Below are 20,042 nucleotides of genomic sequence, written 5' to 3' on the forward strand. Positions count from 1 at the left end.
GACTGCAGGACAGGACAGTACGACGTCGGCGCCGGAACGACCCCCCGACCGCGCCGATCACCGGGACACAACGACCCCAAAACTAGACAACTGCAGTGGTATGTGTCAATAATTGGCGGCACAGTGGTCCACCACACTCATTTGCTCCGACTGTCGCACCCGCCACTCTCCAAGGGGATTCCGTGCGTCTCTGCATGCTTGTCACTCGCCATCAGGCCTGCGCGTCGATGATCGCCGCGACCGTCGTCGCCGCCCTCGTCGGCTGGCCGGCCCACGCCGATCCGGCACCCGCCGCGGTCGCCGTTGCCCAGTGCGGACCCGGTTCCCACCCGGAACCCGGCCTGCAGGGCGATGTTCCTGCCGCCGAACGCGATTCGGGACGCAGCGCGGGCGGCTACTCGTGCAACATCTCCGCGGTCGGCGCATATGCCGGACGAGGCGGCGGAATCACCTCGACGAGCCATGACACCTGCGCCTACATGGGGAGCCTGTTTCCCGGCAGCCTGTTCGGACCGGAAACGGGCGTGCAGGTGATCGACGCGAGCGATCCACGGAATCCGCGTCCGACCCAGCGACTCACCGCGCCCGCCATGCTCGCCGGAACGTGGGAATCCCTCAAGGCCAACCGCACCTCGAAGTTGTTGGTCGGCACCGGGGTGCCCGCCCTCTTCGGCGCGGGTCTTCTCGCCGTGTACGACGTATCCGACTGTGCCGCACCCAGACTCCTCAATCCGGATACCGGGTCGACCTCGATGCCGTTGCCGGTCACCGCGCATGAGGGCGGCTTCTCCCCCGATGGGCGCACCTATTGGGCGTCCGGACTCGGCCCGGGATTCCTCAGCGCCGTCGACCTCACCGACCCCGCACATCCGCACGTGCTCTGGCAGGGCGTCACGGGGCTGTCCACGCACGGCATCGGGGTGAGTGCTGACGGCAATCGTCTGTATCTCGCGAGCAACACCGGCGGGATCAGCGTCTGGGACGTCTCCTCGATCCATCGTCGTGAGCACCATCCGAGTGCGGTGCGGCTGTCCGAACTCACCTGGAGCGACGGCTGGGCCACCCAGCACGCCATTCCGGTCACCTACGGCGACAAGCCTTTCGCGTTCACGGTCGACGAGGGCGGTTCCGGCGGGGTCAAGGTGATCGACGTCTCCGATCCCCGCAATCCGCGTATCGTCAACCGGCTGAAACTACAGATCAACCTCCGACAGAATCAGGATTCGTCGGTCGCATCGAGTTCGGGCGGCGGCGTCTTCGCCTATGAATCGCACTACTGCGCGGCCGATCGCCCGACGAATCCGACGGCGTTGGCGTGCGGGTGGTTCTCCTCCGGAGTCCGCGTCTTCGATGTCCGTGATCCGTTGCAGGTCCGCGAGATCGCGTACTACAACCCGCCGACACATCCTCGCCACGGCGACGTTCTCACCAACTCGCCACACGCATTGCTCGCCGCGCTCGGGGTACCGCTGCTCAGCGCTCCCGCGATCCTGCACTCCATCGCCGACGGCTCGTTCGATCCCGATCAGGCCATCAGCCCACGCATCGGTTCGACGACGGCCGACCAGTCCACCGACTGGTGCGCCTCACCGCCGGAGTGGCGCGGACGTGAACTGTGGGTTACCTGCTCGGACAGCGGTTTTCAGGTTCTCCGGCTCGCTGACGGCGTGTATTCACCACCGGCGGACCAACAGTCGACGGTGGGATCATGACCCTACCCCGACCCCGGCCGAGCGCTGTGGCGGTGGTGATTGCCCTCGTCGTCGGGGCGGCCATCGCCGGCTACCTCGCGCGGCCCGCGATCGATGGCGCACCCGCCGCGCACCCCGCGCCGCTGACGTCGACGGAAACCGCCTTCCTGCAGGACATGATCGGCCACCATCAGCAGGCCGTCGTCATGGGCAAGTCCGTCGACCGCGACGGCATCGATCCGGGAGTTCGCGCGCTGGCACGTCAGATCGCCGAAACACAGCAGTATGAGCTGGGGACCATGATCGGATGGCTGCGATTGACCGGCGCACCGCTGCAGAACCCCACCCCCATGACCTGGATGCATGCCGGCCACGACACGACCATGCAGGGTATGGCCATGCCGCATACCGCCATGCCGGGTATGGCCACGACCGAACAACTCGATCGCCTGGCCGCCGCGTCGGGGCAAGCGGCCGAGGACCTCTTCCTCACGCTGATGTATCGCCACCATCAGGGCGGCATCGCGATGGCACAGACGGTCGACCCAATGGTGGTCCACGGGGCGGTGCGTCAGACGGTGCGGGACATGATCAGCACTCAGTCGTCCGAGGTGGGACTGATCGGCGTGATGCTCGAACAGCGCTCGGCCACCAGGCCGGTCGGGTGAATCCAGCGCATCCCCGGAATGCTCATGCCGCCGCAATCGCGGTGCGCGCCTCGTCGATCTCGCCACGGCAGAACTGGGCGTCGACCTGGTCGTCGACACGATCGAGAGCGTCGTAGATGAGCTCGAGATGCGACAGCACTGCGGCGCGGACATCGGGTTCGACGGCCGCGACACCGAGCCGACGGGCCAGAAGGATCGCCGCGGTCATCGCGATCGGATGGCCGATCGCATACGTGCGCACAGCCCCGAACACGTCGTCGATCAGCTCGGTCAGCGGCAGCCGGGTCACCACCAGCCGCAAGGTCCCGTCGTCGCCGCGCCGACCCAGTTGCGGTGCGCGGCGTCGGGCCAACGGCACCAACGACGCCGCGAGTTCATTGAGGGCGTTGTGTGCGGTGTAGGGATCGTTGGTTCCCGGCGACAGCGCCCGCACCGCCATCTCGGTGAGCTGCTGCACCGCGAATTGGATGTCCTGGTACGGGGTTCGCGTCTCGCCCAGATGGACGTGGCGGCACACGTCCGCGCTCACGCTCTGCCGATCATCGGTTCCGTGCAGCGTCGCCAGGCGGTCACCGTCGATGACGTGATCGCCGGGACGCACACGGAGGACGATGAGACAGTCCGACTTCTCGGCCTCGTCGAGCAGACCGTCCTCGTCGATTCCGATGACGAATCCCGAGGTCCGCGAGTCCACCGCGCTACCGCCGTCGGGCGCCGGAGCCGGGCACGACTCTTCCGGTTCGGACTCGGGGTACTGGGTGCGCACAACGGCATCCAGCTCGCTGCGTACGCGCGCCGAGAGCGTCGACACCTGGATCGAGCGGGCGATGTGATTGATGAAGTACACCAGGACGATCACATCGATGATCGCGAGGAGTACCGCGACGTTGATGGCGATGTCGGGCACGAACTCCTCGCCGACCTCGCTGCCACCCCGAATCGCGCGGAGCACCATCAGCGAGTACAGGAACGTTGCACCGAACATTCCCAGGACGAACTGGTTTCCGCGATCGTTCATGAAGTTGCGCACGAGCCGCGGGCCGTACGTCGAACTGGCGGTGGCCAATACCGAGATGGTGATCGAGAACGAGGTGGCCGCCACCGCCAGCATCGACCCGCCGATCGCGCCCAGGATGTCGCGGCCACCGCTGACCCCGACCTGATAGAGGAGTGCACCCTCTCCACCCGAGCCGGCCGACCCCACCTTCCGGTCGACGGCAACGAGGATCTGAGCCAGTGCGATCCCGGCGATTCCGAGCAACATCGGCACGAGCCAGAAGGCGTCACGCAGTTGCGCCAGACGTAGCCTGCCCACAGACACTCCCCCTGCTCTCATTCCCCCAGTGTCATCGAAATCTTGCGCAACAGTTCGGCGAGCACGCCTCGCTCCGCACCGCTGAGCGCCGACAACACGCGCCGGTCATCCTCCAGCCGCCGCGGAATCTCCTCGTCGACGAGGCGTCGTCCCTCGTCGGTCGCCACGAGCAGCACCACCCGCCCGTCCCGATCGGACTTGCGACGTTCGAGCAGGCCCCGGCGAGAAAGACTGTCACTGATCTTGGTGACCGACGCCCCGCTGAGCATCGTCGTCGACACGACCTCGCTGGCCCGCAACGGACGGGTGGCGCGGACGAGGGCGCCGAGGACGTCGAACTCCGAGCGGCCGATCCCGTGTGCCTCGAGGTTGCGGTCGAGCTGGGCGCTGGTCACCGACGCGATCCGCTGCACCCGCCCGAGGATCCCGATCGGCGAGACATCCAGATCGGCGTAGGCCGCCGCCCACTCACCCATGATGCGATCCACCAGGTCCGGCGGGCGCGCGGCGTCTTCGGTCACCTCGTCATCGTAGTGACCATCACATATTTCACTAGTAAAATAGTGATAAAGTAATTCTATGACGTCCGCTGTTCATCCCATGCCCAACGCCGTGCCCCACCGCCGCGCCGCCCTCCGGCACGCGGTGAGCACTCAAGCGTGGCGCGATGCGATGCACATCGACCTGAGCCGCGCGGGTGTGGCCGCCCCGATCCGAGTCGGGATCGCCGTCGGGGTCGTCCTGATCGCCGGCGGAGCGCTCGGGCACCGCGACGTCGCCGGCCTCGCCGCACTCGGTGCGCTGGTCTCGGCGTTCTGCCGGCCGGACCCCTACCCCGTGCGCGCGACCCGCCTGGTGGCACTCGGTGTCGCGATCACCGGGGCCATCGCCGTGGGTGCGACGCTCGGCGCGTCATCGGCACCCCTGGCGGTGGAGATCGTCGTCATCTCCCTGCTGGCCGGTGTCGCGTCCTATCTGGTCTCGGCGCTGCACATCGTCGGTCCGGGTGCGGTCATCCTGGTGTTCGCGGCGGCGGGCGCCGCCGGCTTCGCCCACGATGCCGCCGACGTGGGACGTGCGGTCACCGCCACCGCGGTCGGTGCGGTCATCGGGATCGCGGCGGCGTTGGCGCCCTGGTTGTTGCGGTCGGGCCCCTCCACCACCGCGCCCGACTCGGCCACGCGCGAATCCCTGTGGCGCACCCTGGTCGGCGGCCGTTCCGCCGCCGGGCACCGTCACCTGCTGGTGATCGCCGGGCGGATGGCGGCGGCATCGGCCATCGCCGCGACGATCGCGGCCGGCGTCGGACTGGCGCATCCGATGTGGGCGGCGATGGGGGCGATCGCGGCGATGCAGGGGGTCACGTATCACCACACGGTGAGCCGCGGATATGCCCGACTCCTCGGCAATGTGGCCGGTGCCGTGATCGCGGCCGCATTGCTGGCATTGCCGCTGGGATACTGGGGTGCGGTCGCCGCGATCATCGTGTTCCAGACCCTCGCGGAGATCTTCTCCACGGTGAATTACGCCTTGTGTTCGACGGCGGTGACACCGATGGCGCTGCTGCTGACCGGCCTGCGTGCCGCACTCTCGCCACAGATGGCACTCGACCGCGTCGGCGACACGGTGATCGGCATCGTGCTCGGCATCGTCGTCGCGGCCGTCACCATCAGGCCGGCCGACGTGATTCGTCCAGCCACGTGAACTGAGTTTTCACGGGCGTCACATTCACGCAACGATGCGGGTACCTGCCACTCATAGCGTCGTATCGCTCGACCAACGTCCCGGTCAATGTGATCAGCGCACCGTCAAGCGCCCACGCGCCGGGGACCCACACCCCAGGAGTATTGAATGAGTGGCAGCATGTCGCGCCGTCAGGCCATCGAGGCCGTGACCACCTACGAGATGGATACCGAAGGCTTCGATGAGCCGTTGGCCGGCACTTTCGGGCGCAACGTCTTCAGCCTGTCGGTGATGAAGTCTCGTCTCCCCAAGCACGTGTTCAAGGCCGTTGCGGCCACCATCGACAAGGGCGCACCGCTCGATCCGACCCTGGCCGACTACGTCGCCTCCGCGATGAAGGACTGGGCCATGGAGAAGGGGGCGTCGCACTACGCCCACGTCTTCTACCCGCTGACCGGCTTCACGGCCGAGAAGCACGACTCCTTCCTCGAGCCCGACGGCGCGGACGGTTCGCTGGCCGAGTTCCAGGGCAAGACGCTGCTGCAGGGTGAGCCCGACGCGTCGTCGTTCCCCAACGGCGGCCTGCGCGGCACCTTCGAGGCACGCGGCTACACCGGCTGGGACGTCACCAGCCCCGCCTACATCCTGGAGAACAAGAACGGGAACACCCTGTGCATCCCGACGATCTTCATCTCGTGGACCGGTGAGGCCCTCGACAAGAAGACGCCGCTGCTGCGCAGCCAGCAGGCGATGAGCAAGCAGGCCATGCGTCTGCTCAAGCTCTTCGGCCACGACGACGTCGACACCGTGGTGTCCTTCGCCGGTCCCGAGCAGGAGTACTTCCTGATCGATCGCCACTTCTACTTCGCGCGGCCGGACCTGATGACCACCAACCGCACCCTGTTCGGCGCCAAGCCGTCCAAGGGCCAGGAGTTCGACGACCACTACTTCGGCGCGATCCCCGACCGCGTGCTGGCCTTCATGATCGAGCTGGACCGGGAGCTGTTCAAGCTCGCCATCCCGTCGAAGACCCGCCACAACGAGGTCGCCCCGGGGCAGTTCGAGATCGCCCCGGTCTTCGAGCGGTCCAACATCTCCCACGATCACCAGCAGCTCATGATGACGACCATCAAGAAGGTCGCCGAGCGCTACGGCATGGTGGCGTTGCTGCACGAGAAGCCCTTCGCCGGCGTCAACGGTTCGGGCAAGCACGTCAACTTCTCGCTGGGCAACTCCAACCAGGGCAATCTGCTCCTGCCGGGTGACACCCCGCACGACAACGTGCAGTTCCTGGTGTTCTGCGCCGCCATCATCCGCGGTGTGCACAAGTACAGCGGCCTGCTGCGCAGCTCGATCGCCTCGGCCTCCAACGATCACCGTCTCGGTGCCAACGAGGCCCCGCCGGCGATCATCTCGATCTTCCTCGGCGAGCAGCTGGCCGACGTGTTCGATCAGATCGCCAAGGGTGGTGCCAAGGAGAGCAAGCAGGCCGGCGTCATAGAGCTCGGTGTCGACACCCTGCCGCCGCTCAAGGCCGATGCCGGCGACCGCAACCGCACCAGCCCGTTCGCCTTCACCGGCAACCGCTTCGAGTTCCGTGCACCCGGCTCCAACCAGTCGATCGCCGACCCGATGATCGCGATCAACGCGATCCTGGCCGAGTCGCTCGACTACGTCTCGACCTACCTGGAGAAGGCGATCGGAGACGGCGCCGAGTTCAACGACGCGGTGCAGAAGCTGCTCGAGGAGATCATCACCGAGCACGGCAAGGTGGTCTTCAACGGCGACGGATACTCCGACGCCTGGCAGGAAGAGGCGGAGGCACGCGGTCTGCTCAACCTGCGCACCACCGTCGATGCGATGGGCCAGCTCGACGAGCCGGCGAACATCGAACTGCTGAGCAAGTACGGCATCCTCTCCGAGCGGGAACTCAAGGCGCGCAAGGACGTCGTCCTCGAGCAGTACGCGCTGGCACTGCTGGTGGAGGCCAAGGAGACCCTGGAGATCGCCAAGACCCTCATCCTGCCCGCCGCCACCCGGTACATGGGTGAGCTCGCGAGCACCGCGGCCAGCCTGAAGGCCGCAGGCATCGACATGGAGACCCCCGCGCTGCACACCATGACCACCTCGGTCAAGGCGCTCAACAAGGTGATGGACGCCCTCGAGGAGGCCATCGACGGATTCCACGGCGAGGGTGTCGAGGAGGAGTCGGAGTACGCGCTGAAGTCGCTGATCCCGGCGATGACCGCGGTCCGTGAGGTCGCCGACAAGCTCGAGACCGTCGTCGCCGACGATCTGTGGCCGCTGCCCACCTACAACGAGATGCTCACCATCCTCTGAGTCGCACCACACTCTGCACCACTCTGCAGCCCCAGAACGGCGTCCGCCGGGATCTCTCCCGGCGGGCGCCGTTCTTTTGTCTGTGCGGACAGTATCTTTGTCGATATGGACAAAGGCGGGATCGGTTTGGGGCAGTTGGTACTCGCGCTCGACCGCACCCTGGTGTCGCTGGACGCGGCGCCCCGCGGCCTTGATGTCCCCATCGACTCCGTCTCGCTGCTCGATCCCGACGATCTCCATCTCCCGTTGCGGGCCTCGACCCGCTCCGCCGACCTGTTCCTGTTGGTCGGGGCCACACCGGAGGCCGTGATCGCCTGGCTGTCGACCTATGACAGCGCCCGCCCGGCCGCGGTGATGATCAAGTCCCCCACCCCCGAACTCACCGCCCATCTGACCGATCTCGGTGTCGCCGTCGTCGCCGTCGATCCACACGCACGGTGGGAGCGCATCTACAACCTGGTGACGCAAGTGGTCGGTTCCGCGGCCGCGCCATCCGCCGACACCGAATCCATGCGGTCGGGCACCGTCGGCGACCTGTTCGACCTCGCCGCCGAGGTCGCCCGCCGCACGCACGGGCTGGTGAGCATCGAGGACGACCACTCCCACGTTCTGGCCTACAGCAGCGCCGGGGACGAGGCCGACGAACTCCGGCGATTGTCGATCCTGGGACGCGAGGGACCGCCGGACATGCTTGCGTGGCTTCGGCAATGGGGTGTGATGGATGCGCTGCGCACCACCACCGAGGTGGTCTCCGTCGACGAACGGGCGGACCTCGGTCTACGCCCCCGACTCGCGGTCGGCATCCGCGCCCCACACGAGGACCCGCTCCGCGGAGATCATCTGGGCACCATGTGGATTCAGCAGGGACGTGAACCGCTGTCCGACGACGCCGCCGAGGTGCTGACCGGTGCCGCGGCGGTGGCCGCCCGGATCATCGTCCGACGCCGCAACGCCGGAACCGGACACGACGAAGTGGTGCGTCGCCTCCTCGGTGCGCGCGGGGATGTCGTCGATGTTCCGTATCTGTGTGGGCAACTGGGAATCTCGCCGTCGTCGAGCGTCGTCGTCGTGGCCCTCGACGGGTTGTCCGGCGCCGAGGCCGACGCGCCGGCACCGTTCTCGGCGGCGGGTGTGGTGTCGGCATTGACCCTGCACGCCAGCGCATTCAGCCCACTGTCGGTGACCACCACGCTCGCCGGCCGCGCCTACGTCGTGCTCCCCGGTGCCGCGCTCGACGCCACCGTCGATTGGGCCACCGCGGCCGTCACCGCGGCGCACCGCCAGTTCGGCGTCGATGCCCGAGCGGTGATCGCAGGCCCGGGAACCGACGTCGCGACCGTGCCGAATCTCCGCGCCCAGGCCGACCGGGTACTCGACGCCGCGCATCGCGAGGCCGGCCTGATCCACCCCGTGACGACGGTGGGTGAGTCGAAAACCGGTGTGCTGCTTGGTGAGATCATCGCGCTGATCGAGTCGAATCCGGAGCTGATCGACTCCCGGGTGATCGATCTCGCCGAGCGCGATCACCGATCGGGTGGCGACCTGACGATCTCACTGCGGGCATACCTCGACCATTTCGGCGATGTCCGCGCCTCCGCCGACGCACTCCACGTGCATCCCAACACGTTGCGCTACCGCATCCGCCGCATCCAGGAACTCACCGGTTTGGACCTCGACGATCCCGCCACCCGATTGGTGGTCGCCCTGACCCTCCGCGCGAGCATGTCGTCACGGTGAGTGGCGACCACCCCGGTGTGCCTGTCCTCGAGCAGTCCCCGGACCGCAGTGGGGTCCTGTTGGGGAAGGTGGGCGCTACAGCATCCAGGTTCTCCAACACGACCCGGTTTCGGTGGGCCGAGTCAACCCGCGTGACGACGATGTTGTCCGATCAGACAACAACGAAGGACCTCCTTTAACCGATCGTCCATCGCTTTCGTGCATGCGGCCACGTGAAATGGCTCCATGGACGCCATCACCACACCCCCACGCCCGGCAAATGAGCCGGTACACACCTACGCCCCGGGCACGCCGGAACGAGGCAGAATCGTCGCCGAACTCGACCGCCGGTCGCAGGCAAGCCCCGTCGAACTCCCCCACGTCATCGGCGGGGCCACGCGCAGCGGGTCGGGTGACCGCACCCCGGTCGTCCAGCCCCACGCTCGCCGCGAGGTCCTCGCCACCATCGCGAATGCCACCCACGATGACGCCCGCGACGCCGTCGACGCCGCACTCACGGCCGCCCGGGACTGGGCTCGCACCAGCTTCGACGACCGCGCCGCGGTCTTGTTGCGCGCCGCAGATCTCCTCTCCGGCCCGTGGCGCGAACGCATCGCCGCGGCCACCATGCTCGGTCAGTCGAAGACCGTGCAGCAGGCCGAGATCGACGCACCGTGTGAACTGGTCGACTTCTGGCGCTTCAACGTCGCCTTCGCCCGCGAGATCCTGGCCGAGCAGCCGGTCTCCTCACCGGGTGTGTGGAATCGCCTCGACCATCGCCCCCTCGACGGCTTCGTCTACGCGATCACCCCGTTCAACTTCACCGCCATCGCCGGCAACCTGCCCACCGCACCGATGCTGATGGGCAACACGGTGGTGTGGAAGCCCTCCCCGACGCAGGCGTACTCCGCCCACCTCACCATGCAGCTGCTCGAGGCCGCCGGGTTGCCGGCCGGGGTCATCAACCTGGTACACGGCGACGGTATCGCGGTATCCGATGTGGCACTGGCCGATCCGAACCTCGCCGGCATCCACTTCACCGGATCCACGGCCACCTTCCAGCATCTGTGGCGCGAGGTCGGCACGCACATCGACACCTACCGCAACTATCCGCGTCTCGTCGGCGAGACCGGCGGCAAGGACTTCATCGTCGCCCATTCGTCGGCCGACCCGGACGTGTTGCGCACCGCCATGATTCGCGGTGCCTTCGAATACCAGGGGCAGAAGTGCTCGGCCGCATCGCGTGCCTACGTCCCGCGTTCCGTGTGGGCGCAGATGGGTGACGACTTCCTCACCGAGGCAGCCGAACTCACCTACGGCGACGTCCGCGACCTGAGCAACTTCGGCGGCGCGGTCATCGACCGCCGGGCCTTCGACAAGCACGTGGCAGCCATCGATCGGGCCAAGACCGTGCCGACGATGACCGTCGCCGTCGGCGGCCAGTGCGATGACTCCGAGGGATTCTTCGTCCGCCCCACCGTCCTGCTCGGTGACGACCCCACCGACGAGGCGTTCACCACCGAATACTTCGGACCTATTCTGTCGGTGCACGTCTACGACGACGCCGACTTCGAGAAGACGCTGCGGGCAGTCGATTCCAGCGCCCGGTACGCTCTCACCGGATCGATCATCGCCACCGACGTCGCCGCCGTGGCCACCGCGTCGGATGTGCTGCGCAACGCCGCGGGCAACTTCTACATCAACGACAAGCCCACCGGGGCCGTCGTCGGCCAGCAACCGTTCGGTGGCGGACGTGCATCCGGCACCAACGACAAGGCCGGCTCGAAGGCCAACCTGATGCGCTGGACCTCCACCCGCACCATCAAGGAAACCTTTGTCCCACCAACCGAATCCGGCTATCCGCACATGCGGTCCGAGTGACTTGGAGCATCCATGAGTACCCTCTTCGACTCCATCCTGCGGCCGGTCATCATGAAGGCCGCGGCAAGCGACCGCATCAAGGAGACCTCGCAACGCCTACCGGTCACCGAGCGGGTGGTCAACCGATTCGTGCCCGGCGAAACCCTCCCCGAGGTGGAGGCCGCCATCCGCCGCTCCCTCGACGACGGCCTGTCGGTCACCATCGACTTTCTCGGCGAGGACACCACCGATGAGGCGCAGGCGACCGCCACCGTCGACGCGTACCTTTCTCTGCTGCAGATGATGTCACGAATGCCACACGAACACGGCCAACTGGAGGTGTCGCTCAAGCTGACCGCCCTGGGGCAGTCGTTGCCGCAGCACGGCGCCAAGATCGCCGAGGAGAACGCACACACCATCTGCGCGGCCGCGGCACGCAGCGACGTCCTGGTCACCATCGACGCGGAAGATCACACCACCGTCGACGAACGCCTACAGATCGTGCGGTCGTTGCGGCATGAGTTTGCCGACCTCGGCACCGTGCTGCAGGCGTATCTGCGCCGCACCGAGGATGACTGCACCGAGTTCGCGGCGTCGGGAGCGCGAATCCGGTTGTGCAAGGGCGCATATGCCGAACCAGCGTCGGTGGCCTACCCGGAGCGTTCACAGATCGACGAGGCGTACCTGCGGTGCCTGCGAATCCTGATGAAGGGCAACGGGTATCCGATGGTGGCCAGCCACGATCCGACGATCATCGAAGCCGCGCAACCAATGGCCGCGGAGTTCGGGCGGGCACCCGGATCCTGGGAACACCAGATGCTCTACGGCATCCGCACCGACGAGCAGCGACGCCTCGCCGCCGACGGCGCGGGCGTGCGTGTGTACATCCCGTACGGCCAGGAGTGGTACGGCTACTTCGTGCGGCGCCTGGCCGAGAAGCCGGCGAACCTCGGGTTCTTCCTACGCGCTTTGGCCGGTTGAGGCCTCACCCCATCGGCTGTGCACGTCGCACCTGATCCGCGGCTCTCGCGGGATCGAGTGCGACGTCACAGCCGATGACGGCCGAACCGAGTTGCAACACACCGAATGTGAGCGGTTGCGCCCGCAGGCCACCGCGCCCGATCAGCGCCTTACGCACGCCGTCGCCGGCGGTGGTGTCCATCCACGCACACGGGTGCGCCGGCCGTCCACCCCGGAACCGAATGGGCCCGTCACCGGAGTCGATGGTGAATTCCTGCCCCCGCAGCGGATCGAGTTCGAGTCCGCGAACGACGATGTTGCGGCGGGCCAGTATCGGGTCGGCGGCACCGGCCGCCGCCTGCCACGCCTCGATCGCCAGAAAGGTGACCGCGGCCTCGGTGTGCGCGCGGACACCGAAGAATCGGTCGCCGACAATACCCTTGTCGGCGACGATCTCCACCGACTCGGGTGTCTCGGTGTCGACGTCGTCGGCCGGACCATCCTTCGGCCGACCGAAGTACGCGTGCCGCGGTGAACGCAGCAACGTCACGATCTCGAAGCGATACTCCACCGCCCCAGCGTAGTGGCTATCCGCGGTCGGCCGGTGCGAGGTAGTGCAGCCCGCGAAACCGCGCACTGCTCGCGAACACCTCGGGATCGAGGTCGGTACCGCGGTGCTTGGCCATCCGAAGCGCCAGCCGCAGAAGCATCTTGATGTCGCGCGGGGTGATGTCGGGGAAGCCGCCGACCAGATCGTCGAGCAGGCTCTCCTCGAGCGTCACGTCATTGCCCGCCGCCAGGATCTGCCACACCTGACGGGCATCCTTCGGGCCGGGTGACTGATACTCGATGACGGCCGCGCAGCGGGCCAGGATGGCCTCGTCGACACCGTCGATACGGTTGGTGGTCAGGAACAGCAGGCCGTCGAAATACTCCAGTGTGCGCAGGAATTCGGCGACGATCGCATTCTGCGAGAGATCCAGGCCGCGTTCCATGACGAACACGTCGGCCTCGTCGAGCAGTAGCACCGCATCCCAGCGCTTGGCGCGGTCGAAGATGACCTCGAGGTTCTTGCGGACCAACTCGGCGGTGATGCCGAGCGAGCCGGAGTGGATGGAGTAGAGCGGTCGGCCGGTGACCTCGGCGTAGACCTCGGCGGTCAGCGTCTTGCCCACGCCGGGACGGCCTTTCGCCAGGATCACATTGCCCGCCGACTTGCCGTCGATGATGTCGCCGGTGAACACCGAGATGTCGGTGGTGAGGATGTTGAGCAGCTCCCGCTGGTCGTCGGGCAGCACCAGCTTGTCCTGCAGGTGGGCGTCGTAGACGTATTCGGTCAGGTCGCCGGTGTTGACGTCGAGGAAGTCCTGGGCGCCGAGATCGAAGACCCGCACGGCGGTGATCACCGGCACCGGCCCGTAGGAGTCACCGTCAAAGAGGATGGACGGTGCCACCATGCGCAGCGACGCGATCTCCCCTGGCGCCACATCGTGGACCACCTTGCGGTTCTCCCGCATGTTCGGGGAGCGGTAGTCGTCGGTGCGGATGACCCGCCCGGTGAACCGGTACTGCCGCCCGAATCCGTCGTCGATGATCGACTGGTAGCGCGCACGCCGGGACTCGTACTCCGCCTTCAGTTCTCCGGTTTCCTTGTACGCGCCGCCGGCGACGAGGACATCGCCCGGCGACTTACCGACGACCTCGGTCTCCTCGAAGTACAGCACGCGTGGCTTGCGCGACGGGCGCTTGACGGTGGCGTTGTCGGCCTCCATCGTGAACTTGATCCGCGGACCATGCGTGCGGTCGGCGTGTTCGAGGGTGAGATCCATGACCAGATACGGATGCAGGTACCCGTCGGATTCCCGGACGTAGAGCCACCCGTCGATGAGGTTGTGCCGCAAGAACTCCCGCATGATCTCGACGGCGGCGTCGATGTGCGGGATCGCCGGGAAACTCCCCGACCGAGCCGAGGCGATGGCGGTGACCGCGCGAGCGAAGGACTCCGCGCCCGCCGACGACGCCGTGGCCACGAGATCGGCCAGGGCGGCGTCGGTCAGGTCGCGGTCGGTGATCCCGATCTCGGGTGAACGCCACGACCGCGCCTGCGTGCGGACGGCGGCGAGATCATCCGAGGACGTGCCGGCGACCACCGTGGTGGGTGCGACGAGCATGGGAGTCACCTTTCTCCGGGTGGGGGTTTCGGATCAGGCTTCCGGATCGAGCACGAAGTCGTACTCGGTGACGAAGCCCTCGCCGTTCGGGTTCTCCGTGACGTCGAGCATCAGCTCGGGCTTGACCGCCGAGGCGATGTCGTCGCCGTTGTGCGGGTCGCCGGGGAAGTACAGCTGGCTGGTGATCAGTTCGTAGCCGGGGGCACTCACCTTGAAGTGCAGATGCGCCGGGCGCCACGCGTGCCAGCCGGCCGCGGCGATGAGCTGACCGCAGGCACCGTCGGTCGGGATCATGTATGGCGCGGGACGCAGGGTGTGGATCTCGAAACGGCCGTCCTCGTCGGCGATCCAGGTGGCACGCAGATTCCATTCCGGCAGTCCCGGAGCGAATTGCGAGTAGAAGCCGAGATCGTCGGCGTGCCACAGTTCGAGCTTGGCGCCGGACAGTGGGGTGCCGTCGACGGCGCGCACCTGACCGGAGAAGACCAGCGGGTTGCCCGGCTCGTCGTCGCGCATCGGGATGGTGCCGTTCCACGCCACCTCGGGCGAATCCGGGATGTAGTACGGGCCTTCGATGGTTCCCTTGGAGCCCTCGCGGTGCTCGCTGGCGACCTCCTCGACGGCGTGCTCAATCCAGACATCGAGGAACAGCGGCCATTCGCCATCGGCGCCGACCTTGATCAGCCATGCCTTCAGGGCGTTGTACTCCTCGTAGCTGACCTTGTCCTCCAGGACGATGTCGGTGACGGCTTTGATCACCTTGGAGGCGAGGTGATCCACGCGGGCGGTGTCGACGACGCCGGAACGTCCGGAATGTGCCATCCGCTCGGCGAATTGGGCCGACGCGTTGGCACCGGATTCGGCGGCCTTGGCGGTGACCTCGGCGTCGAAGCTGGTGTCGGTGGTGCTGGTCATGATGGGTACTCCTTTGTGCTGAAACGTGATTGGGCTGTGAACGTCGGGTGCCGGAGGGGTGATCGGGGTGATCAACCCGCGGCGATGTCGGACGGATGGGTGGCCAGCGGGGTCACCGCGATGTCCATGTAGGGGAAGAGTGGGAGGCCGGACAGGATGGCGTGCAGTTCGTCATTGCTCTCGACGTCGAAGATCGAGTAGTTCGAGTACTCACCGACGATCCGCCAGATGTGCGGCCATTTGCCGGATCGCTGCAGATCCTGCGAGTAGGCCTTCTCCCGGGCGACGGTCTGCGCCCGGATATCCGGGTCGAGGTCGTGGGGGATGCGCACATCCATCCGTACGTGGAAAAGCATGTCGTGTCGTTCTCCTATCCGATCCGGTAGCGGCTGAGCTTGTCCGGGTCGATCTCGATGCCGAGGCCGGCGCGGTGGGACGTGTGCAGGTGTCCGTCATGGATCTGCAGGGGTTCGGCGAGCAGGTCGTCGCTCATGTCGAGGAAGTTCGACAGTTCACCGGCGTACCGCGAGGTGAGTTCGAAGGCCGCGCCGAAGGCCAGTGCGCAGGCGGTACCGACCTGACCGTCGATCTGATTGCCCATGACCACCTCGATGCCGAGGCCCTCGGCGAGGTGATGCACGCGCCGCGACCAGGTGAATCCGGTGCGGGCGGTCTTGATGGAGATCGCGGTGGCGCTGCGGCCGAGGATCTCCCGGGTGACGTCTGCCGGGGTGGGCACCGACTCGTCCGCGATGAACGGGACGTCGAGTTGTTCGACGAGCCAACGCCTTCCGACCACGTCGTCGGCGGGGTTGAGTTCCTCGGCGAACAGCAGATCGAGGTCGGCCATCTCCTTCATGGCACGCAACGACTCCGACGCCGACCACCCACGATTGCCGTCGACATAGAGTTCGATCTCGTTGCCGAAACGTTCACGCAGGGCACGCACGACGGCGGTGTCGAGGGATACCGGGCGTCGTCCGACCTTCACCTTGAACGTGGAGATGCCGTAGGTATCACGCATCTTCTCGGCCTCGGCCACCATCTTCGCCGGATCGTCGAACCCGAGCATGTGGCTGACCCGCATGCGGTCGGTGAATCCGCCGAGGAGTTCACTGACCGGAACCTCGAGGGTCTTGCCGAGCGCATCCCAGATCGCCATGTCCACAGCGGCTTTCGCGGTGGGATTGCCGACGGTGCGGTTCAGCCGGGCGACCATGACCTCGCGGTCGTGCAGGGTGAGCCCGACGAGCTGTGGCGCGAACACGGTCTCGATGACGGCGACGATGCCACGTTGGGTCTCGCCGTAGGTGAACGGACGCGGAGGCGCCTCGGCGACACCGACGATGCCTTCGTCGGTGTGCACCCGCACGAGGACGTGCTCGGCGACCGACACCTCGCCGGACGCGAACCGCAAGGGTTTGCGGTACGGGATGGCGAACGGAATCGCCTCGATCTCAGTGATTTTCACGGATTCTCTCCCAGGGCTGTGGAGGACGGCAGGGCGGTGAAGGACGGCGGGGCTGCGGAAGACGGAGTTGCTGCGGAGGACGGAGTTGCTGCGGACATGTCGAAGGCCTCGCCGATCACCCGGGCGACGGACTCGACGACGGGATTGTCGTCACCGGTGTTCCACGCCAGCGCGATCTCGGTGGTTCCCGCATCGGCCAGGTCGCGGATCACCAATCCCGCCAGGGGAAGTGCACGCACCGATGCGGGCAGGACCGCGACGCCGAGGCCGGCCGCGACGAGGGCGAGCAGGACCGGTGTCCCCGAGGCCTCGTGTGCTCGTTGCGGAACGAAGCCGGCCCGGCGGCAGGTGCGGATCGTCGCATCGTTGACCGCGGAGTCGCGACTGTCGTACATGACGAAGGGTTCGTTGCGCAGGTCAGAGGTGGCCACCACCGGTTCGATGGCGAGCCGGTGATCGGAGGCGACCACCAGAACCATGGATTCGACGTCGATGGTGCGCAGTTCGAGACCCTCACCGACCACCGGTGGTCGCAGCACACCGAGATCGATCTCGTGGGCTTCCAGCGCCGCGCACTGCATCGGTGTCAGCAGGTCGGAGACGATGCGCAGTTCCACGTCGGGCAGCGCCGCCTTGACCGCGCGCGCGATTCGCGGCAGGTGGGAGAACGCCGCGATTCCGGTCAGACCGATGCGGACCATCCCGCTGCGGCCGGCCGCGATGCGGCGTACCCCGTCGACCGCGTCGTCGACATCGGAAAGGATGCGGTGCGCCTCGCCCTTGAGGTACTCACCGGCCGGGGTCAGCGAGACCTGCCGGGTGGTGCGGTTGAACAGGGTGGCATCGAGTTCGGACTCCAGTTGGCGGATGGCGTAGGACAAGGCCGGTTGCGCCACATGCAAGGTCGCTGCGGCCTGGCCGAAATGGCAGGTCTCGGCCACCGCTGCGAAGTACCGCAGATGCCGAAGTTCCATGCCCTCACCTCCTCGATCATTCGGTCAGATCACTGGAAGAGGCCCATGTGATCGACGCCACGTATCAATCACGGTAAGACTCTGATCCATACGACACAAGTACCGAGATTCGGGCAATTGATCGTGTATATCGATCAATCGGACACCTGGTCAGGACTCGGGTTAGCCCTAGTGTGATCGCCAACACGTCGTGCCAAAGTCTGAAGTACAGCCCACATAGGAGGTAGTTCATGACTGTCACCGACCGCCCCGACCAGTCGGCGCCGACCATTCCCTCGTCTGCCCCGTCGGAGCACGTCCGCAAGGTGCTCTCCGACGCCGTCATCGATGACCGTCAGGCCGGGGTCTACCGCGCCAACCGACGCATCTTCACCGACGAGGAGATCTTCGAACTCGAGATGCGCCACATCTTCGAGGGCAACTGGATCTACCTCGCCCACGAAAGCCAGGTGGCCAATCCCGGCGACTACTTCACCACCTACATCGGCCGCCAGCCCGTCGTCATCACCCGCTCCAAGGATGGCGAGCTGAACTGCCTGATCAATGCGTGCGCCCACCGCGGGGCGATGATCTGCCGACGCAAGACCGACAACCGGATGACGCTGACCTGCCCCTTCCACGGCTGGACGTTCCGCAACGACGGCACCCTGCTGAAAGTCAAGGATCCTGACGACGCCGGCTACCCGGACACCTTCAACGTCAACGGCTCACACAACCTGACCAAGGTCGCGAAGTTCGGCAACTACCGCGGCTTCCTGTTCGGCAGCCTCAATCCCGACGTCGTCGACCTCGAGGAGCACCTCGGCGACACCCGCGTCGTCATCGACATGCTGGTCGATCAGTCCCCCGAGGGTCTTGAGGTACTGCGCGGTGCCTCCACCTACACCTACGACGGCAACTGGAAGGTGCAGGCCGAGAACGGCGCCGACGGCTATCACGTCACCGCCACCCACTGGAACTACGCCGCCACCACGTCGCGCCGCAACACCGGCGAGTCGAAGAACGACACCAAGGCCCTCGACGCCGGCGGCTGGGGCAAGTCCGGCGGCGGCTACTGGTCGTTCCCGCATGGTCACCTGTGCCTGTGGACGTGGGCCGCCAACCCGCAGGACCGCCCGCTCTGGGACAAGATGGATGACCTGAAGAAGCAGTTCGGCGACGCCAAGGGCGAATTCATGGTGAAGGGTTCGCGCAATCTGTGCCTGTACCCGAATGTCTATCTGATGGACCAGTTCTCGACGCAGATCCGCCACTTCCGGCCCATCGCCCCGGACAAGACCGAGGTCACCATCTACTGCATCGCCCCCAAGGGTGAGAGCGATTCCGCTCGCGCACACCGCATCCGCCAATATGAGGACTTCTTCAACGCCTCCGGCATGGCGACCCCGGACGACCTGGAGGAATTCCGTTCCTGCCAGCTGACCTTCCGCGCGACCGCCGCCCCCTGGAACGACATGAGCCGCGGCGCCGAGCACTGGTTGACCGGACCCGATCCGGTGGCGCAGAGCCTGGGGATGCACGAGATCATCTCGGCCGGGAAGAAGAACGAGGACGAGGGCCTCTACCCCGTGCAGCACGGTTACTGGCTCGACACGATGCGTGCGGCCGTCGAAGCCGAGGACGCCGATCCGGTCTGATCGGTCCGCCCCAGTTCTCCCCAGCCCACCTCCCCAGAAGGGATATCCCCTCATGACCACCGAATCCGTCCCCGCTGCATCCACTCCCACTGCATCCACTCCCACTGCATCCACTCCCACTGCAACCACCACCGACGCGGCCGGCTCAAAGCTGATCACGCAGAACATGATCGAGCAGTTCCTCTACCGCGAGGCGCGCTATCTCGATGACCGCGAGTTCGAGAAATGGCTCGAGTGCTACGCCGACGACGTCGTCTACTGGATGCCGTCGTGGGACGACGACGATCGCCTTGTCGAGAATCCCCAGCGGGACATCTCGCTGATCTACTACCCCAACAAGGGCGGGCTCGAGGATCGCGTCTTCCGCATTCGTACCGAACGGTCGTCTGCCACGTCGATCCCCGAACCGCGGACCAGCCACAACATCAACAACGTTGAGGTCATCGAACGACGCGGCGACCTGGTGGATGTCCGATTCAACTGGCACACCATGTATTTCCGCTATCACACCGTCGACCCCTACTACGGGACGTCCTTCTACACGATCGACTTCTCCGGGGAGTCACCGCTGATCCGGCGCAAGACGATCGTGCTCAAGAACGACTACATTCACCACGTGGTGGATGTCTACCACTTCTGAG

At 66.4% G+C, this 20,042-nt stretch carries 17 protein-coding genes; 9 read left to right on the forward strand and 8 right to left on the reverse strand.

Annotated elements, in window-relative coordinates; all coding sequences use genetic code 11:
* The first annotated feature begins 194 nt into the window (after positions 1 to 194).
* A complete protein-coding gene (locus ABLE92_RS03105; protein ID WP_348803094.1) occupies positions 195 to 1,712 on the forward strand; it encodes an LVIVD repeat-containing protein in 1,518 nt (505 codons plus the stop codon).
* A complete protein-coding gene (locus ABLE92_RS03110; RefSeq protein ID WP_348803096.1) occupies positions 1,709 to 2,359 on the forward strand; it encodes a DUF305 domain-containing protein in 651 nt (216 codons plus the stop codon). Before ABLE92_RS03105 ends, ABLE92_RS03110 begins: the two co-directional genes overlap by 4 nt.
* A gap of 22 nt (positions 2,360 to 2,381) precedes the next feature.
* On the opposite strand, the gene ABLE92_RS03115 is transcribed toward ABLE92_RS03110, so the two are convergent.
* Complete coding sequence (locus ABLE92_RS03115; protein WP_348803098.1) at positions 2,382 to 3,674, reverse strand: DUF2254 domain-containing protein; 1,293 nt, start codon at positions 3,672 to 3,674, stop codon at positions 2,382 to 2,384.
* A gap of 17 nt (positions 3,675 to 3,691) precedes the next feature.
* Entirely contained in the window at positions 3,692 to 4,150 is a 459-nt protein-coding gene (locus ABLE92_RS03120; RefSeq protein WP_496560762.1) for a MarR family winged helix-turn-helix transcriptional regulator, read from the reverse strand.
* A gap of 103 nt (positions 4,151 to 4,253) precedes the next feature.
* Here ABLE92_RS03120 and ABLE92_RS03125 point away from each other — a divergent pair, with 103 nt between their 5' ends.
* From ABLE92_RS03125 to ABLE92_RS03145, 5 genes are all read left to right on the forward strand, one after another.
* Positions 4,254 to 5,378 carry an FUSC family protein gene (locus ABLE92_RS03125; protein WP_348803101.1) on the forward strand — a complete coding sequence of 375 codons (1,125 nt, stop codon included), beginning with the start codon at positions 4,254 to 4,256 and terminating at the stop codon, positions 5,376 to 5,378.
* 147 nt (positions 5,379 to 5,525) lie between these two features.
* Entirely contained in the window at positions 5,526 to 7,697 is a 2,172-nt protein-coding gene (locus ABLE92_RS03130) for a glutamine synthetase III family protein (protein ID WP_348803102.1), read from the forward strand.
* 105 nt (positions 7,698 to 7,802) lie between these two features.
* Positions 7,803 to 9,434: a PucR family transcriptional regulator gene (locus ABLE92_RS03135; RefSeq protein ID WP_348803103.1), complete on the forward strand. Its 1,632-nt coding sequence runs from the start codon at positions 7,803 to 7,805 to the stop codon at positions 9,432 to 9,434.
* Between the two features lie 225 nt (positions 9,435 to 9,659).
* Positions 9,660 to 11,294 carry an L-glutamate gamma-semialdehyde dehydrogenase gene (gene pruA / locus ABLE92_RS03140; RefSeq protein WP_348803104.1) on the forward strand — a complete coding sequence of 545 codons (1,635 nt, stop codon included), beginning with the start codon at positions 9,660 to 9,662 and terminating at the stop codon, positions 11,292 to 11,294.
* A 12-nt stretch (positions 11,295 to 11,306) separates the two neighbouring features.
* Positions 11,307 to 12,254, forward strand: coding sequence for a proline dehydrogenase family protein (locus ABLE92_RS03145; RefSeq protein WP_348803106.1), 948 nt, complete (start codon positions 11,307 to 11,309; stop codon positions 12,252 to 12,254).
* 4 nt (positions 12,255 to 12,258) lie between these two features.
* Here the strand turns inward: ABLE92_RS03145 and ABLE92_RS03150 are convergent, their stop codons facing one another.
* From ABLE92_RS03150 to ABLE92_RS03175, 6 genes are all read right to left on the reverse strand, one after another.
* Complete coding sequence (locus ABLE92_RS03150) at positions 12,259 to 12,804, reverse strand: molybdenum cofactor biosysynthesis protein (protein WP_348803107.1); 546 nt, start codon at positions 12,802 to 12,804, stop codon at positions 12,259 to 12,261.
* Between the two features lie 16 nt (positions 12,805 to 12,820).
* Positions 12,821 to 14,404, reverse strand: a complete 1,584-nt coding sequence (locus ABLE92_RS03155; RefSeq protein ID WP_348803108.1) for an AAA family ATPase — start codon at positions 14,402 to 14,404, stop codon at positions 12,821 to 12,823.
* A gap of 33 nt (positions 14,405 to 14,437) precedes the next feature.
* Positions 14,438 to 15,319: a catechol 1,2-dioxygenase gene (gene catA, locus ABLE92_RS03160; RefSeq protein WP_348803109.1), complete on the reverse strand. Its 882-nt coding sequence runs from the start codon at positions 15,317 to 15,319 to the stop codon at positions 14,438 to 14,440.
* A gap of 71 nt (positions 15,320 to 15,390) precedes the next feature.
* Positions 15,391 to 15,675: a muconolactone Delta-isomerase gene (gene catC, locus ABLE92_RS03165; protein ID WP_348803110.1), complete on the reverse strand. Its 285-nt coding sequence runs from the start codon at positions 15,673 to 15,675 to the stop codon at positions 15,391 to 15,393.
* A 14-nt stretch (positions 15,676 to 15,689) separates the two neighbouring features.
* Positions 15,690 to 16,790 (reverse strand): mandelate racemase/muconate lactonizing enzyme family protein, encoded by a 1,101-nt coding sequence (locus tag ABLE92_RS03170; RefSeq protein WP_348803112.1) that lies wholly within the window; start codon positions 16,788 to 16,790, stop codon positions 15,690 to 15,692.
* Positions 16,787 to 17,764 carry a LysR substrate-binding domain-containing protein gene (locus tag ABLE92_RS03175; protein ID WP_348803113.1) on the reverse strand — a complete coding sequence of 326 codons (978 nt, stop codon included), beginning with the start codon at positions 17,762 to 17,764 and terminating at the stop codon, positions 16,787 to 16,789. The genes ABLE92_RS03170 and ABLE92_RS03175 overlap by 4 nt, the downstream gene beginning before the upstream one ends.
* A gap of 230 nt (positions 17,765 to 17,994) precedes the next feature.
* On the opposite strand from ABLE92_RS03175, the gene benA reads away from it, so the two are divergent.
* Positions 17,995 to 19,401, forward strand: a complete 1,407-nt coding sequence (benA, locus tag ABLE92_RS03180) for a benzoate 1,2-dioxygenase large subunit (protein ID WP_348803114.1) — start codon at positions 17,995 to 17,997, stop codon at positions 19,399 to 19,401.
* A gap of 52 nt (positions 19,402 to 19,453) precedes the next feature.
* On the forward strand, positions 19,454 to 20,041 hold the full coding sequence (gene benB / locus ABLE92_RS03185; RefSeq protein WP_496560756.1) for a benzoate 1,2-dioxygenase small subunit: 588 nt from the start codon (positions 19,454 to 19,456) through the stop codon (positions 20,039 to 20,041).
* Position 20,042 lies beyond the last annotated feature (1 nt).

Source organism: Gordonia oleivorans (assembly GCF_040044975.1).
Lineage (GTDB): Bacteria > Actinomycetota > Actinomycetes > Mycobacteriales > Mycobacteriaceae > Gordonia > Gordonia oleivorans.